Here is a 16,120-nt window from a genome sequence, read left to right as displayed (position 1 = left end):
CCGGGCCTTCTCGCCGCGCCGGCGCGCCGACGCGCCCACGCGCCCACGCGCCGGTTTGGCGACGCCTTCCACGGCCTATTCGCCACGTCCGCCGCATGCTTCGACGCGCTGACCCCGCCTTCTCCGTCGTCCGCCTTCCCGCTTCCCGCTTCCCGCTTCCCGCTTCCCGCTTCCCGCTTCCCGCTTCCCGCTTCCCGCTTCCCGCCTTCCCGCCTTCCCGCCTTCCCGCCGCTTCAGCCGCTTCAGCCGCACCTTCCGCTGCATCGACACCCGTTCCGTCGCGAACGCAGCCGTTTTTCGGTCAATTCGCCGCGTTCCGGCGCCTTTTTTCACGCGTCGCGCGCTTTGACGGTATGCTATTCGCCAGCCGCGCCGGCCTTGCCTGCTTCCGGGCCGCGCCTGCCTCCGTCATCCAGCGAAAAACACGCGCCACGTGGGAGATCCTATGCACGTCAAGCTGTTCGCCGCGGCCGCCGTCGCCGCCGCCCTTGTCGCCCCCGGCCTCGCCGCCGCCAAGCCGCTCACCGTCTGCACGGAATCGAGCCCGGACGGTTTCGACGTCGTGCAGTACAACTCGCTCGTCACGACCAACGCGTCGGCCGACGTGATCTTCAACACGCTCGTGTCCTACGACGAAGCCACGAAGAAGGTCGTGCCCGCGCTCGCCGACAAATGGGAAACGAGCGCCGACGGCCTCACGTACACGTTCCACCTGCGCCCGAACGTCGCGTTCCAGACCACCGACTATTTCAAGCCGGGCCGCCCGCTCGACGCGGACGACGTCGTGTTCACGTTCACGCGGATGCTCGACGATGCGAATCCGTGGCACAAGGTGGCCGGCGCGAGCGGCTTCCCGCACGCGCAATCGATGGGCCTCGTGAAGCTCGTGAAGTCGGTCGCGAAAGTCGACGACAGCACGGTGAAGTTCGTGCTGAACGAACCGAACGCGACGTTCGTGCCGATCCTGACGATGGGCTTCGCGTCGATCTACTCGGCCGAGTACGCGGACCAGCTGCTGAAGGCCGGCAAGCAGGCCGACCTGAACGCGAAGCCGGTCGGCACCGGCCCGTTCGTGCTGAAGAGCTATACGAAGGACGCGCTGATCCGCTACGACGCGAATCCGACGTACTGGGGCACGAAGCCGAAGGTCGACCGGCTGATCTACGCGATCACGCCCGACCCGTCGGTACGCCTGCAGAAGGTGAAGGCCGGCGAATGCCAGATCGCGCTGTCGCCGAAGCCGCAGGACGTGCTCGCCGCGAAGGGCGAAAGCGCGCTGAAGGTCGTGCAGACGCCCGCGTTCATGACCGCGTTCGTCGCGCTGAACACGCAGAAGAAACCGCTCGACAACGACAAGGTGCGCGAGGCGCTGAATCTCGCGTTCGACCGCGCGACCTACCTGAAGGTCGTGTTCGACAATACCGCGACGGCCGCGAACAACCCGTATCCGCCGAACACGTGGAGCTACGCGAAGGACGTCGCGCCGTATGCGTACGATCCCGCGAAGGCGAAACAGTTGCTCGCGCAGGCCGGCTTCCCGAACGGCTTCTCGACGACCATCTGGACGCGCCCGACCGGCAGCGTGTTGAACCCGAACCCGAAGGTCGGCGCGGAACTGCTGCAGGCCGACCTCGCGAAGATCGGCGTGAAGGCCGAGGTCAAGGTGATCGAATGGGGCGAGCTGATCAAGCAGGCGAAGCTCGGCCAGCATGACATGCTGTTCATGGGCTGGGCCGGCGACAACGGCGATCCGGACAACTACCTGTCGCCGCTGTTCAGTTGCAACGCGGTGAAGTCGGGCATCAACTTCGCACGCTTCTGCGATGCGCAACTCGACAAGCTGATCGCCGACGGCAAGTCGACGGCCGATCAGGCCAAGCGCGCGAAGCTGTACGAATCGGCGCAGAAGATCATCCACGACCAGGCGCTGTGGATTCCGCTCGGCTACCCGACCGCGGCCGCGCTCACGCGTCCGAACGTGAGCGGCTATCACGTGAGCCCGTTCGGACGGCAGAACTTCGCGGCGGTTTCCGTGCAGTAACCGCCCGTGGCGTGCAAGCGACGGCGCTCGCGCCGCTCGCTTGCGGCCCGCGCCCCGCGCTTGCTACACTGCGCGCTCATTCCTCATACCGGACGCCAGCCAAAGTGAACAACTAAGCCTTCCCAAAAATGTTTTCGCCGCCGTGCCTCGCACGCCGCGCGAACGGTTTCACGCATTTTTCGGAGGTGCTTATGGCTGCTGCCACGCCGACCGGCGCGCTCGTCGCGCTTCATCACGTTTCCTTCCGCTTCGACGACGGCGTCACGCTGTTCGATTCGCTCGACCTGTCCATCGACCATACGCCCACGGGCATCGTCGGCCGCAACGGCACCGGCAAGAGCCTGCTCGCGCAACTGATCGCGGGCCGGCGCACGCCGAGCGCGGGTGCCATCGAGCGGCATACGCAGGTCGTCTACGTCGCGCAGCAGCACGACCGCGACGACACGGCGGCCGCCCCGCGGACGGTCGCGCAGATCGCCGCGCTCGATGCGCCGCTCGGCGCGCTCGCGCGTCTCGCCGACGGCCGCGCAGCGCCGCACGACTTCGAGCTGATCGGCGACCGCTGGGATCTCGCGGAGCGGCTGCGCACCGCGCTCGACGCGGCCGGCCTGCACGACGTCCACGCCGACACGCCCGCGCATACGCTGAGCGGCGGCCAGCTCGCGCGCGTCGCGCTGATCGGCGCGCTGCTGTCGGACGCCGGCCTGCTCGTGCTCGACGAACCCACCAACCATCTCGACGCACCGGGCCGCGCGTGGCTGCGCGCGGCGCTCGACGGCTGGCGCGGCGGAGTCGTCGTCGTGAGCCACGACCGCGCGCTGCTCGCCGGCGTGCAACGCATCGTCGAGCTGACACCGCACGGTGCACGCTCGTACGGCGGCAACTACGCGCTCTACCGCGCGCAACGCGACGCGCAACAGGACGCCGCGCAAGCGGCGCTCGACCACGCACGCACCGAGCGCGGGCGCGTGCGGCGCAGGCTCGAACAGGAACACGACACGATCCAGCGTCACGCGGCCGCGTCGCTGCGCGACGCGAAGACGGCCAACCTGTCGTCGATGGCGAAACAGCGCCGCAAGGGTGCGGCGCGCAGCATCATGGGTCAGGTCCGGCGCCATCAGGACGATTTCAAGACAACGCTCGACGAACGCGTGCAGCACGCGGCCGCGCGCGTCGACGCCGCGGCGCCCGTGCTGGTATCGCTGCCGGGCACCGAGGTCAGCGCACGCCGCCAGTTGTTCACGCTCGAACGCGCGCAACTGCCGTGGCGCGTCGCGGGCGACGCCGACGCGATCACGTGGTCGGCGAGCGGCGCGGTGCGCATCGCGCTGACGGGCCCGAACGGCTGCGGCAAGTCGACGTTGCTGAGGATGCTCGCGGGCGAACTGGCGCCGCGCTCGGGCACCTGCACGATGCACGTGAGCGCCGCGTATCTCGACCAGCGGCTCGCGCTGCTGGACCCGGCGCGCTCGATCGTCGAACAGTTGCGCCTGCTCGATACGCCGCTTGCCGAAGGCGACCTGCGCAGCCGTCTCGCGCTGCTGCAACTCGACGCGACGCGGGCGACGCAACCGGCGCGGCAACTGAGCGGCGGCGAACGGCTGAAGGCCGCGCTCGCGTGCGCGTTGTGGCGCGGCACGCCGGCGCAACTGCTGCTGCTCGACGAGCCGACCAATCACCTCGATCTCGAATCGGTGCGCGCGATCGAAGCGGCGCTGGTCGGCTTCCCGGGTGCGATCGTGGTCGCGTCGCACGACGCCGCGTTTCTCGCGGCGCTCGAGCCGACGCACACGATGCAGTGGCAGCGTGACGGGTGGCGCTACGAACCCGTCGCGTGAGGAGAACGAAACAGTCTCAGCCGGCGGAGCGGAACCGCAGCACGCCGTCGTCGCCCTGCTCGCGCACGAGTTCGCCCGCGAGCCACAGCAGGTTCAGGTGCGCGAGCGCCTCGCCGAGCGCGAACGTCATCTGGTGGATGTCGAGCTCGCGGCGGCGGAACATGATCGGCACGATGTCGGCCGCGCTGCGCGGCTGCTCCGCGCACGCGACACGCACTTCGGCCAGGCGCGCATCGTGATGTTCGCGCAGTTGCGCGATGCGCGTGCGCACGCCGCGAAACGGCTTGCCGTGCGACGGCAGCACGAGCGTGTCGGGCGCCATCGTCTCGTAGCGGCCGAGCGATTCGAGGTACAACGCGAGCGGGTTCGCTTCCGGTTCGAGGTCGAACACCGACACGTTCGTCGAGATGCGCGGCAGCACCATGTCGCCGGAAATCAGCACGCCGTCCGCTTCGCTGTGGAGCGCGCAATGTTCAGGCGAATGGCCGAAGCCGGTGACGACGCGCCACGTGCGCGCGCCGATCGCGACCGCGTCGCCTTCGCGCAGGCGCCGGTAGCGCGGCGGCACGGCCGGCACGAGATCCGAGTAATAGCTGCGGCGGTTGCGCAGCTTGTCGAGCGCGGCCGGATCGGTCAGCCCGTGGCGCGCGAAGTGATCGGCGGCGGCCGCGCCGCCCGCGTTCGAGCCGTTACCGGCCGCCATCAGGCAGCCGAACAGGTATTCGCCGAGCGTCATCCACAGCCGCACGTTCCAGCGGCCCTTGTCGCCGCCTTCGCACAGCCAGTTCGCGAGGCCGAAGTGATCGGGGTGGCAGTGCGTGACGAGTACGCGCAGCACGGGCAGGCCGTCGAGATGCGTGTCGAAGATCTGCTCCCAGTGCGTGCGGATCGCGTCCGACGCGATCCCGCAGTCGACGATCGTCCAGCCGGCCTGCCCGTCGATCTCGTCGCGCAGCAGCCAGAGATTGATGTGATCGAGCGAGAACGGCAGCGGCATGCGCAGCCAGCGCACGCCGGGCGCGACCTCGAACGTGTCGCCCGGGGCGGGCAGCGTATCGGCGAAGGGGTAGTCGAGTTGGTGTTCCAGGGCGTTCATCGGTGGGGCGTCTCGTCGTTATCGGGGCGAACGCGTGCCGGCGGCAGCGCGCGGCGGGCGGTGCGTCGATTCTATCGCCGTCGCGCGAAACAGGTGCCCGACGAGCGCCGGCCCGCCAGAAAAAAGTTCGTGTCAGAATCGGTCCCGTACCCGTATCTTTACGCGAAGATGCATCGAACGGCGCCCAACGGCGATCAACACGCCGATTGACGGCCGTTCGCGCGTCACCGCGAAAGTCATTGAAACGCCGACTTGGGCGCTAAAATGGCGAGTGCTTACAGCCCCTTGAACGAGCCTGCACGCGATGAATCACTTCCCCAAACTGCTGTCGTCGCAGATCGGTTTCGACGTCGCGCAGACGATGCTCGAATACTTCGATCGCCATTACCGGATCTTCCGCGAAGCGGCGGTCGATGCGAAGACGCTGTTCGAGCGCGGCGACTGGCACGGGCTGCAGCGGCTCGCGCGCGAGCGGATCACGTCGTACGACGATCGCGTGAAGGAATGCGTCGAGGTGCTGGAAGACGAGTACGACGCGGAGAACATCGACGACGAAGTGTGGCAGCAGATCAAGCTGCACTACATCGGGCTGCTCACGTCGCACCGCCAGCCCGAGTGCGCGGAAACCTTCTTCAATTCGGTGTGCTGCAAGATCCTGCACCGCTCGTATTTCAACAACGATTTCATCTTCGTGCGCCCGGCGATCTCGACCGAGTACCTCGAGAACGACGAGCCGGCCGCGAAGCCGACCTACCGCGCGTACTACCCGGGCACCGACGGGCTCGCGGTCACGCTCGAGCGCATCGTCACGAACTTCCAGCTCGAGCCGGCGTTCGAGGATCTCGCGCGCGACATCGGCTGCGTGATGCAGGCGATCGACGACGAATTCGGCCACTTCGACGAAGCGCCGAATTTCCAGATCCACGTGCTGTCGTCGCTGTTCTTCCGCAACAAGAGCGCGTACATCGTCGGCCGCATCATCAACGCCGACCGCGTGCTGCCGTTCGCCGTGCCGATCCGCCACGTGCGCCCGGGCCTGCTCGCGCTCGACACCGTGCTGCTGCGCCGCGACCTGCTGCAGATCATCTTCAGCTTCTCGCATTCGTACTTCCTCGTCGACATGGGCGTGCCGTCCGCGTACGTGGATTTCCTCTGCACGATCATGCCGGGCAAGCCGAAGGCCGAGATCTACACGTCGGTCGGGCTGCAGAAGCAGGGCAAGAACCTGTTCTACCGCGACCTGCTGCACCACCTGTCGCATTCGAGCGACCGCTTCATCGTCGCGCCCGGGATCAAGGGCCTCGTGATGCTCGTGTTCACGCTGCCGTCGTTCCCGTACGTGTTCAAGATCATCAAGGACCACTTCCCGCCGCCGAAGGACACGACGCGCGCGCAGATCATGGAGAAGTACCAGCTCGTGAAGCGCCACGACCGCCTCGGGCGGATGGCCGACACGCTCGAGTATTCGAGCGTCGCGCTGCCGCTCGCGCGGCTCGATCACGCGCTCGTGCGCGAACTCGAGAAGGAAGTGCCGTCGCTGCTCGAATACGAGGACGACAAGCTCGTGATCAAGCACCTGTACATCGAGCGCCGGATGACGCCGCTCAACCTGTACCTGCAGAACGGCACCGACGCGGACGTCGAGCATGGCGTGAAGGAATACGGCAACGCGGTGAAGGAGCTGATGAAGGCCAACATCTTTCCGGGCGACATGCTGTACAAGAACTTCGGCGTCACGCGCCACGGCCGCGTCGTGTTCTACGACTACGACGAGATCGAGTACCTGACCGACTGCAACGTGCGGCGCGTGCCGCCGCCGCGCAACGAGGAAGACGAGCTGTCCGGCGAACCGTGGTATACCGTCGGCCCGCACGACATCTTTCCGGAGACCTACGGACCGTTCCTGCTCGGCGACCCGCGCGTGCGCGACGTCTTCATGAAGCATCACGCGGACTTTTTCGATCCCGCGCTGTGGCAGGCGAGCAAGGACAAGCTGATGCAGGGCGAGTTGCCCGATTTTTATCCGTACGACGCGACGCTGCGCTTTTGCGTGCGCTACCCCGCGCGCTTCGGCGCGACGGACCGGAACGACGGCGAAGGCGACGCGCAGCGCGCCGCCTGACGCCGGCAACACCGCAATCATGATCGACCCGATTTCCGCAACGGAATCCACACCGATGACTACCCAAGACAATCCGCTTTCACATCTGTTCGACAACAACGATGCCTGGGTCAAGCGCCAGCTCGCCGACGATCCCGATTTCTTCGCACGGCTCGCCGACCAGCAGGCGCCGGAATATCTGTGGATCGGCTGCTCGGATTCGCGCGTGCCGGCCAACCAGATCATCGGCCTGCCGCCGGGCGAGGTGTTCGTCCACCGCAACATCGCGAACGTCGTCGTGCACAGCGACCTGAACTGCCTGTCGGTGATCCAGTTCGCGGTCGACATCCTGCGCGTGAAGCACATCATGGTCGTCGGCCACTACGGCTGCTCGGGCGTGAACGCGGCGCTGCACAACCGCCGCGTCGGCCTCGCGGACAACTGGCTGCATCACGTGCAGGACGTGCGCGAGCGCCATGCGGCGCTGCTCGACGAATGGCCGGTCGGCGAAGCGCGCTACCGCCGCCTGATCGAGCTGAACTCGATCGAACAGGTCGTCAACGTGTGCCGCACGACGATCGTCAACGACGCATGGGCGCGCGGCCAGTCGCTGACCGTGCACGGGCTCGTGTACGGCGTGCACGACGGCCGGATGCGCAACCTCGGGATGTCCGTGTCGAATTTCGACGCGCTCGACGAAACCTACAGGCGCTGCGTGGCGGCGCTGACCGCGCGCGGCCAGCATGCGCCCGACAACGACATGGTCGCGGCGGACGCCGCGCAGCTCGACGGCGTCGCGCAGGCGGTCGCCGCCACGCTCAAGCCGTGCGACGACGCACAGTAACGTGCAATGACGGGCCGGCCGCCCGGCGGCGGCTGCCGCGCGGGCGCGGCACGCCTCGAACGGATCTGACACCGGCACTGCGTCGGCGGCGCCAACCCAAGGAGCGACGAGCATGAAAACCGTATTGATCGTCGGTGCATCGCGCGGCCTCGGCCGCGAATTCGTCCGGCAATACCGGCGCGATGGCTGGAACGTGATCGCCACCGCGCGCGACGCGGCGTCGCTCGACGCGTTGCGCGCGTTCGGCGCGCAGCCGCATGCGCTCGACATCGCGCAGCCCGAGCAGATCGCGGCGCTCGGCTGGAAGCTCGACGGCGAGCGGCTCGATGCGGCCGTGCTGGTGTCGGGCGTGTACGGGCCGCGCACCGAAGGCGTCGAGACGATCACCGCCGAGGATTTCGACGCGGTGATGCATACGAACGTGCGCGGGCCGATGCAGTTGCTGCCGATCCTGCTGCCGCTCGTCGAGGACGCGCGCGGCGTGCTGGCCGTCGTGTCGAGCCGGATGGGCAGCATCGCGGAGGCGACCGGCACGACCGGCTGGCTGTACCGCGCGAGCAAGGCCGCGCTGAACGACGCGCTGCGCATCGCATCGCTGCAGACGCGCCATGCCGCGTGCATTTCGCTGCATCCCGGCTGGGTGCGCACCGACATGGGCGGCGCGCAAGCCGCGATCGACCCGGAAACGAGCGTGACCGGCATGCGTCGCGTCATCGCCGAATCCGCTTCGGACGTGTCCCAGGCGAACGGCCGGTTCTTCCAGTACGACGGCATCGAGCTCAGCTGGTGAGTGGCGCCGGCAACCGGGCGTTGTTAATTCACATTCCGCATGATTTTGAACCGACCTGATGCATGCCCGTGCGGCGGCGCGTCGCCCGCGCACGCCGGCAAAGCGCCGGCGCCGCGCTATGCGGCCTGCTGCGGCCGCTTCATCGACGGCGGCGAAGCCGCCCCGACCGCGCTCGAATTGATGCGTTCGCGGTACAGCGCATACGTGCTGGGCGCGACCGCTTATCTGCGCGCGACGTGGGCCGCGCGCACCTGCCCGCCGGATCTCGACACCGACCCCGACGCGCCGGACGCGCCGCGCTGGCTGGGCCTCGCGGTCAAACGCCACACGCCGCTCGACGACCGGCATGCGGAGGTCGAATTCGTGGCCCGCTACAAGGTCGGCGGACGCGCGTACCGGCTCCACGAGACGAGCCGCTTCGAGCGCGACGAGCACGGATCCTGGCGCTATGTCGACGGCGAAGTAAGTGAACGCTGACAAATAGTTGCCATGTCAGACGCCGGGTAATTCCCGCATTGCACAACCCGATTTTGTCGGGCTACGATGGCCTCGAATTGGTCATGTTGCATGGCAGGGCTTACGGATGGCGTTCAGCAAGGTATTGGTGGGATGGATGGCGGCCTGTGCGCTGTCGGCCGCTCAGGCCGGTACGCTGCCGAGCGCCAATACGGGTGCCGGCGCCAGCGGATCGCTCGCCCATGCCGGGCACTTCGACTACGCCGACGCGAACCTGCCGCAGGTCGCCGCCGACCTCAACGAGCAGGTGCTGCGCATTCCGGCCGACGCGTCGGGCGCCGTCACGCTCGAGGCGACGCTTTTCAAGCCGAACGGCCCCGGCCCGTTCCCGCTCGTCGTCTTCAACCACGGTAAAAATACCGGCGATCTCCATCTGCAGCCGCGCAGCCGGCCGCTCGCGTTCGCGCGCGAATTCGTGCGCCGCGGCTATGCGGTGATCGCGCCGAATCGCCAGGGCTTCGCCGGTTCGGACGGCACGTACCAGCAGGAAGGCTGCAACGTCGGCAAGAACGGCATCGCGCAGGCCGCCGACGTCGATGCGACGGTGCGCTACATGTCGCGCCAGCCGTACGTCGATGCGTCGCGCATCGTCGTCGCCGGCACGTCGCACGGCGGCCTCGTGTCGATCGCATACGGCACCGAAGCCGCAGCGGGCGTACGCGGCATCATCAACTTCTCCGGCGGGCTGCGCCAGGACCTGTGCGACGGCTGGCAGCGCAACCTCGTCGACGCGTTCGACCAGTACGGCGCGCATACCGCCGTGCGGTCGCTGTGGCTGTACGGCGACAACGACTCGGTGTGGACGCCCGCGCTCGTCGCGCAAATGCACGACGCATACGTGTCGCACGGCACGCAGGCGCAGTTCATCGATTTCGGCCGCTACAAGGACGACGCGCACCGGCTGATCGTCGATCGCGACGGCGTGCCCGTGTGGTGGCCGGCCGTGCACGCGTTCCTCGCCGAACTGAATCTGCCGACCGCGGTGCGCTATGCGGTCGCGGACCCGCACGAGCCGAAGGCCACCGGCTATGCGTCGATCGATGCGGTCAACGCGGTGCCCTACGTCGACGAAGCGGGCCGCGAAGGCTATCGCCGCTTCCTGAACCAGCATCCGAGCCGCGCGTTCGCGGTGTCGTCGGAAGGCGCGTGGTCATGGGCCGAAGGCGGCGACGACCCCATGGCGCTCGCGCTCGACAACTGCGCGAAGCAAGGGGCAGGCGCGTGCCGGCTGTATGCGGTCAACGACCGCGTCGTGTGGAGCGACAACGCGACGCAGACGGCCGACAACGGCGACGATCACCCCCGCGACGTCGATACGCGCGCATTGGCTTCGCGCTGACGCGCGGCCGTCTTTCCTCTCGCTTCGCGCCCCCGGCCATTCGCGATTAGCGCGGCGCTCCGCCGCCTGCTCGTCAAATCGAGCGCAAACCGCGTAACGCTCGTTTTGACGAGCAATCGACTTGAATTCGCGCCGGCATGATCTATGATGATCGTTATTTCGATCACAATCGACTTAATGATCGATTTTACGAGCATGAAGGTCAATCAAGCTGCAGCCGCCAGCCCAGCCGCCCTCGCGGAAGCTGCGCGCGTTGGAGAAGCACTCACCCGTCTGCGCATCTCGCGGCGCGTTCAGCAGAACGAGGCGGCCACCCGCGCCGGGCTCTCGCGCAATACCGCCTATCGCATCGAAAAAGGCGATCCTGGCGTCGCGCTGGGGCAGTGGCTTCGGTATCTCGAGGCGATTGCGCCGGGAACCACCCTGCTGGAACTGCTCTCCGGAACAGACCCGTCGCTCAAGACACAGGCTGCCCGAGAACGCAGTCGACGCGTACGATCTCTCACGGACAACGAACTCAAGGATCTTGATTTCTGATGGTCGCCGTCGTCAAAAGACTCGCCGTGTTCGCCTATCTCGACGATGACTGGGCACCCGCCGGCCTGCTTCAAATGACCGAAGACGGCGCAGATCTGCAGGCATCGAGCTTCGCATACGGCTTGCGCTATATCGACCGGCCCAACGCCATCGAAATCGACCCGGTGAGCCTGAGTCTCGCGAGAAAGAACGAGATACGCGGCAAGATGAACTTCCCGACGGGCGGGTTGACGCAATTCGGCGGTATTCGCGACGCCGCGCCCGATGCATGGGGGCGACGCGTCATCGAAGCCAAACTCAAAGTCAGGGCCAACACGCTGCCCGAATCCACCTATCTTCTCCACGCGGGCAGTCAGCGGATCGGTGCGCTCGATATCCGGGAGAATCTGGACACCCCTCCGGGCCCGCAAGCCGGCAACGGCCTGCACAGCCTCGAGTATCTGATCGATTCGGCCGCACGCATCGAGGAAGGCGAGCCCGTGCCAGCCGAACTCGAAGCCATCTTCGTACAGGGCAGCGGTCTCGGCGGCGCCCGGCCAAAGGCTACGGTGCGAGACGAAAACGGCGTGCTTTGGCTGGCCAAATTCCCGAGTCGTAGCGACCGGTTGAACGTGGCGGTCATCGAAGAGGCCACGCTTCGTCTTGCAGCCCGGTGCGGCATTCGGGTCCCGCCCACCCGCATCGTCGACGTTGGCGGCCGACAAGTCATGTTGATCCGCCGATTCGATCGGTACTGGACTCACCCCGAGTTCGAAGCCCTTCGAGGGGACGACGCGCTATATCCGCCCCCCCGTGCCGGGGCAACCGAGCGAAGAATGCCCTTCGCGAGCGCATTAACGCTGGTCGGTTGTTCCGAGATGGAATCGATCGAGAAAAGTTATCAGGATGTGGCTCACGCGATCCGGCAGCATGGGCACGTGGACGCCATTCGGGCCGACAACAGGGAACTGTTCAAGCGGATGGTCTTCAACATCCTCGTGAGCAACGACGACGACCATTTACGCAATCACGGATTCATTCGCGACCCGCGTCTTCCCGGCTGGCGCCTTAGCCCGTTATACGATGTTCTGCCCCGTCCGAGCAGTGCACACGAGCGCTATCTGCACCTCGGCATCGGGCCGCAAGGCCGGCTCGCCACACTGGACAACGCGTTCAGTGCCCGGGATGCATTCGGCCTTTCGAAGGCAGACGCCGGACTCGCGATTGCGGAAGTCTGGCAACCGACACGCGAATGGAAGACGTGGTTCGAAGAGCATGGCGTGCCTGACAAGGAAGTCGACAAGATTGCGCCGGCGTTCCGTCACATCGACCACGTAGCCGACGCAGCACTTCGCAAGGCATTGCCCTGAACCTGCCCGCACGATTTCGTTCAGTCGTCCAGCCTTGCCCCCATTGATCGGGACAATCCGCGAAGCACGACCGCCCCTCGCCGCCGCACACACCGCGCCACCATCGTTCCCCCTATTTCACCGCCGGGCCGCGCCCGTCCCACGATTTTTTCCGTCGGGGGGTATCACTCGAACGTCGTCATCTGCGCGCATTTCGCCCGATCCGCCGCGTTCCGTCCCGAGCACCGGCGAACTGCGCCGAACTCCCGCCCCATAAGGCTTTGCGGCGTTTGTAACCGCTAGTGCAACGTCCGGCGGAACACGCTAATCTCTGCGCGTTTCGTGTTCCGCCGCGCGGCATCCCGTCGATGCCGCGCGGCCGTTTTACCCCCGGAGTCGCCTTGAGTACGCCAGCCACCGACGACTGGGTCGCGCGCAGCCTGCGCGCGGTCTGGCATCCCTGCACCCAGATGAAGCATCACGAGCGCCTGCCGCTCGTCCCCGTCGCGCGCGGCGCGGGCGTGTGGCTGTACGACCGCGACGGCCGCCGCTACTTCGACGCGATCAGCTCGTGGTGGGTCAACCTGTTCGGCCATGCGAACCCGGACATCAACGCGGCGTTGAAGGACCAGCTCGACACGCTCGAGCACGCGATGCTCGCCGGCTGCACGCACGAACCGGCGATCGAACTCGCCGAACGGCTGCATGCGCTCACCGCGCGCACGCTCGGCCATGCGTTCTTCGCGTCGGACGGCGCGTCGGCCGTCGAGATCGCGCTGAAGATGAGCTTCCACGCGTGGCGCAACCGCGGCCGCGCGAACAAGCAGGAATTCGTCTGCGTCGCAAACAGCTATCACGGCGAGACGATCGGCGCGCTCGGCGTGACCGACGTCGCGCTGTTCAAGGATGCGTACGACCCGCTGATCCGCCACGCGCACGTGGTCGCGTCGCCCGATGCGCGCAGCGCGCTGCCGGGCGAGACGGCCGCCGACGTCGCGGGCCGCGCGCTCGCGGACGTGCGGCGCCTGTTCGTCGAACGCGGCGACCGGATCGCCGCGCTGATCGTCGAGCCGCTCGTGCAGTGCGCGGCCGGCATGGCGATACACGATCCGTCGTACGTGCGCGGGCTGCGCGCGCTGTGCGACGAATTCGGCGTGCACCTGATCGCCGACGAGATCGCGGTCGGCTGCGGCCGCACGGGCACCTTCTTCGCGTGCGAGCAGGCCGGCGTCTGGCCCGATTTCATGTGCCTGTCGAAAGGCATCAGCGGCGGCTACCTGCCGCTGTCGCTCGTGCTCACGCGCGACGACGTGTTCGCGGCGTTCTACGACGACGACACGACGCGCGGCTTCCTGCACTCGCATTCGTACACGGGCAACCCGCTCGCGTGCCGCGCGGCCGTTGCAACGCTCGATCTGTTCGCGCGCGACGACGTGCTCGCGAGCAACGCCCGCAAATCGGCGACGCTGCGCGCGGCGCTCGCGCCGCTCGGCGCGCATCCGCACGTGCGCCACCTGCGCGAGCGCGGCACGCTGTTCGCATTCGACGTCGCGCTCGACGGCGACGCGGCGCGCGGTTTCTCGCGGCGCTTCTTCGAACAGGCGCTCGCGCGCGAACTGCTGCTGCGCCCGATCGGCACGACCGTGTACCTGATGCCGCCGTACGTGATGAGCGACGACGACATCGCGTGGCTCGCGCAACACACGCGCGACACGCTCGACGCCACGCTGGAGGACCTCCGCCGATGAGCCTGCTCGACACCCTGCAGCGCGGCCTCGCCGACCTCGACGCCCAAGGGCTGCGCCGCGTGCGCCGCATCGCCGACACCGCGTGCGACGCGCGCATGACCGTGGACGGCCGCGAGATCGTCGGCTTCGCGAGCAACGACTACCTCGGCCTCGCCGCGCATCCGGCGCTCGTCGCCGCGTTCGCGCAAGGCGCGCAGCGCTACGGCTCCGGCAGCGGCGGCTCGCATCTGCTCGGCGGGCATTCGCGTGCGCATGCCCGGCTCGAGGACGAACTCGCCGGTTTCGCGGGCAGTTTCTCCGATGCGCCGCGCGCGCTGTACTTCAGCACCGGCTACATGGCGAACCTCGCCGCGATGACGGCGCTCGCCGGCAAGGGCGCGACGATCTTTTCCGACGCCCTGAACCACGCATCGCTGATCGACGGCATGCGGCTGTCGCGCGCGAACGTGCAGGTCTATCCGCACGCCGATACGGCCGCGCTCGCCGCGCTGCTCGACGCGTCGGATGCCGAAACGAAGCTGATCGTCAGCGATACCGTGTTCAGCATGGACGGCGACGTCGCACCGCTCGCCGAACTCGTCGCGCTGGCCGAACGCCATCGCGCGTGGCTCGTCGTCGACGACGCGCACGGCTTCGGCGTGCTCGGCCCGCAGGGTCGCGGCGCGCTCGCGGCCGCCGCGCTGCGTTCGCCGCATCTCGTGTACGTCGGCACGCTCGGCAAGGCGGCCGGCGTCGCCGGCGCGTTCGTGATCGCGCATGAAACCGTGATCGAATGGCTGATCCAGCGCGCGCGCAGCTACATCTTCACGACGGCCGCGCCGCCGGCCGTCGCGCATGCGGTCTCGGCGAGCCTGAAGCTGATCGCGGGCGACGAAGGCGACGCGCGACGCGCGCACCTCGCCGCGCTGATCGAACGCACGCGCGCGCTGCTGCGCAACACGCGCTGGCAGCCGGTCGATTCGCAAACGGCCGTGCAGCCGCTCGTGATCGGCAGCAACGACGCGACGCTCGCGGCGATGCGCGCGCTCGACGCGCACGGCCTGTGGGTGCCCGCGATCCGGCCGCCGACGGTGCCGGCCGGCACGTCGCGGCTGCGCGTGTCGCTGTCGGCCGCGCATTCGTTCGACGATCTCGCGCGGCTCGAAGCCGCGTTGATCGAAGCCAGCGAGGCAGCCGCATGACCGCCGCCCCGCTTTCCGTCTTCGTCACCGGCACCGACACCGAAATCGGCAAGACCTTCGTGTCGGCCGCGATGCTGCACGGCTTCGCGCGGCACGGGCTGCGCGCGGCCGCGCTGAAGCCGGTCGCGGCCGGCGCGTACGAACGCGACGGCGTGTGGCGCAACGAGGATGCCGATCAGCTCGACGCCGCCGCGAACGTCGCGCTGCCGCCCGAGCTGCGCACGCCGTTCCTGCTGAAAGCGCCGGCCGCGCCGCACATCGTCGCCGCGCAGGAAGGCGTGACGCTCGACCTCGACACGATCGTCGCGTGCCATCGCGAGGCGCTGACGCGCGCGGACGTCGTCGTCGTCGAAGGCGTCGGCGGCTTTCGCGTGCCGCTGAACGACACGCAGGACACCGCCGATCTCGCGGTCGCGCTCGGCCTGCCCGTCGTGCTCGTCGTCGGCGTCCGGCTCGGCTGCATCAGCCATGCGCTGCTGACGGCCGACGCGATTCGCGCACGCGGCCTCACGCTCGCGGGCTGGGTCGCGAACCACGTCGACCCGGCCATGTCGTTCGCCGACGAGAACGTCGCGACGATCCGCGACTGGCTCGCGCGCGAGCACCGCGCGCCGCTGCTCGGGCGCATCGCGCACCTGAGTCCGGCCAACTCCGAATCCGCCGCGGCGATGCTCGACATCGCCGCGCTCGTCGAGTCGCTGCGCACCGCGCGGCATTGACCCGACCGATCCCCCCCATCCCGCCCAGGACAGGAAAACGAA

The 16,120-nt window shown here is 67.9% G+C and carries 13 protein-coding genes; 12 read left to right on the top strand and 1 reads right to left on the bottom strand.

Translation table 11 applies throughout. The features are described from left to right. Positions 1-445 precede the first annotated feature (445 nt). On the top strand, positions 446-2,041 hold the full coding sequence (locus tag WS96_RS29350; protein WP_059837326.1) for an ABC transporter substrate-binding protein: 1,596 nt from the start codon (positions 446-448) through the stop codon (positions 2,039-2,041). A 191-nt stretch (positions 2,042-2,232) separates the two neighbouring features. Continuing rightward, the gene (locus tag WS96_RS29345; protein ID WP_059837351.1) at positions 2,233-3,879 is read left to right on the top strand and encodes an ABC-F family ATP-binding cassette domain-containing protein; all 1,647 of its coding nucleotides are present in this window, start codon (positions 2,233-2,235) and stop codon (positions 3,877-3,879) included. 16 nt (positions 3,880-3,895) lie between these two features. Here the strand turns inward: WS96_RS29345 and WS96_RS29340 are convergent, their stop codons facing one another. Then, complete coding sequence (locus tag WS96_RS29340) at positions 3,896-4,975, bottom strand: MBL fold metallo-hydrolase (RefSeq protein WP_059837324.1); 1,080 nt, start codon at positions 4,973-4,975, stop codon at positions 3,896-3,898. Positions 4,976-5,279: 304 nt separating this feature from the next. Between WS96_RS29340 and aceK the strand changes: the two genes are divergently transcribed. From aceK to bioD, 10 genes are all read left to right on the top strand, one after another. Further along, positions 5,280-7,097, top strand: a complete 1,818-nt coding sequence (aceK, locus tag WS96_RS29335; RefSeq protein ID WP_059837322.1) for a bifunctional isocitrate dehydrogenase kinase/phosphatase — start codon at positions 5,280-5,282, stop codon at positions 7,095-7,097. Between the two features lie 55 nt (positions 7,098-7,152). Then, positions 7,153-7,920 (top strand): carbonate dehydratase, encoded by a 768-nt coding sequence (can, locus tag WS96_RS29330; RefSeq protein WP_059506375.1) that lies wholly within the window; start codon positions 7,153-7,155, stop codon positions 7,918-7,920. A 112-nt stretch (positions 7,921-8,032) separates the two neighbouring features. Next, positions 8,033-8,710: an SDR family oxidoreductase gene (locus tag WS96_RS29325; protein ID WP_059821953.1), complete on the top strand. Its 678-nt coding sequence runs from the start codon at positions 8,033-8,035 to the stop codon at positions 8,708-8,710. 39 nt (positions 8,711-8,749) lie between these two features. Continuing rightward, positions 8,750-9,187 carry a YchJ family protein gene (locus tag WS96_RS29320; RefSeq protein ID WP_059837320.1) on the top strand — a complete coding sequence of 146 codons (438 nt, stop codon included), beginning with the start codon at positions 8,750-8,752 and terminating at the stop codon, positions 9,185-9,187. Between the two features lie 106 nt (positions 9,188-9,293). Next, entirely contained in the window at positions 9,294-10,565 is a 1,272-nt protein-coding gene (locus WS96_RS29315; RefSeq protein WP_059837318.1) for a dienelactone hydrolase family protein, read from the top strand. Positions 10,566-10,709: 144 nt separating this feature from the next. Continuing rightward, positions 10,710-11,102 carry a helix-turn-helix domain-containing protein gene (locus WS96_RS29310; protein ID WP_257128077.1) on the top strand — a complete coding sequence of 131 codons (393 nt, stop codon included), beginning with the start codon at positions 10,710-10,712 and terminating at the stop codon, positions 11,100-11,102. After that, complete coding sequence (locus WS96_RS29305) at positions 11,102-12,451, top strand: type II toxin-antitoxin system HipA family toxin (RefSeq protein WP_059837316.1); 1,350 nt, start codon at positions 11,102-11,104, stop codon at positions 12,449-12,451. Before WS96_RS29310 ends, WS96_RS29305 begins: the two co-directional genes overlap by 1 nt. Before the next feature lie 380 nt (positions 12,452-12,831). Beyond that, entirely contained in the window at positions 12,832-14,178 is a 1,347-nt protein-coding gene (bioA, locus tag WS96_RS29300) for an adenosylmethionine--8-amino-7-oxononanoate transaminase (protein ID WP_179949993.1), read from the top strand. Further along, positions 14,175-15,359, top strand: a complete 1,185-nt coding sequence (gene bioF / locus WS96_RS29295) for an 8-amino-7-oxononanoate synthase (protein ID WP_059837313.1) — start codon at positions 14,175-14,177, stop codon at positions 15,357-15,359. The genes bioA and bioF overlap by 4 nt, the downstream gene beginning before the upstream one ends. Beyond that, positions 15,356-16,078, top strand: a complete 723-nt coding sequence (gene bioD / locus WS96_RS29290; RefSeq protein ID WP_059837311.1) for a dethiobiotin synthase — start codon at positions 15,356-15,358, stop codon at positions 16,076-16,078. Before bioF ends, bioD begins: the two co-directional genes overlap by 4 nt. The last annotated feature ends 42 nt before the right edge of the window (positions 16,079-16,120 follow it).

The organism is Burkholderia sp. MSMB1835 (assembly GCF_001526365.1).
In the GTDB taxonomy this organism is placed as follows: domain Bacteria; phylum Pseudomonadota; class Gammaproteobacteria; order Burkholderiales; family Burkholderiaceae; genus Burkholderia.
This window is presented reverse-complemented; position numbering and strand designations above follow the sequence as displayed.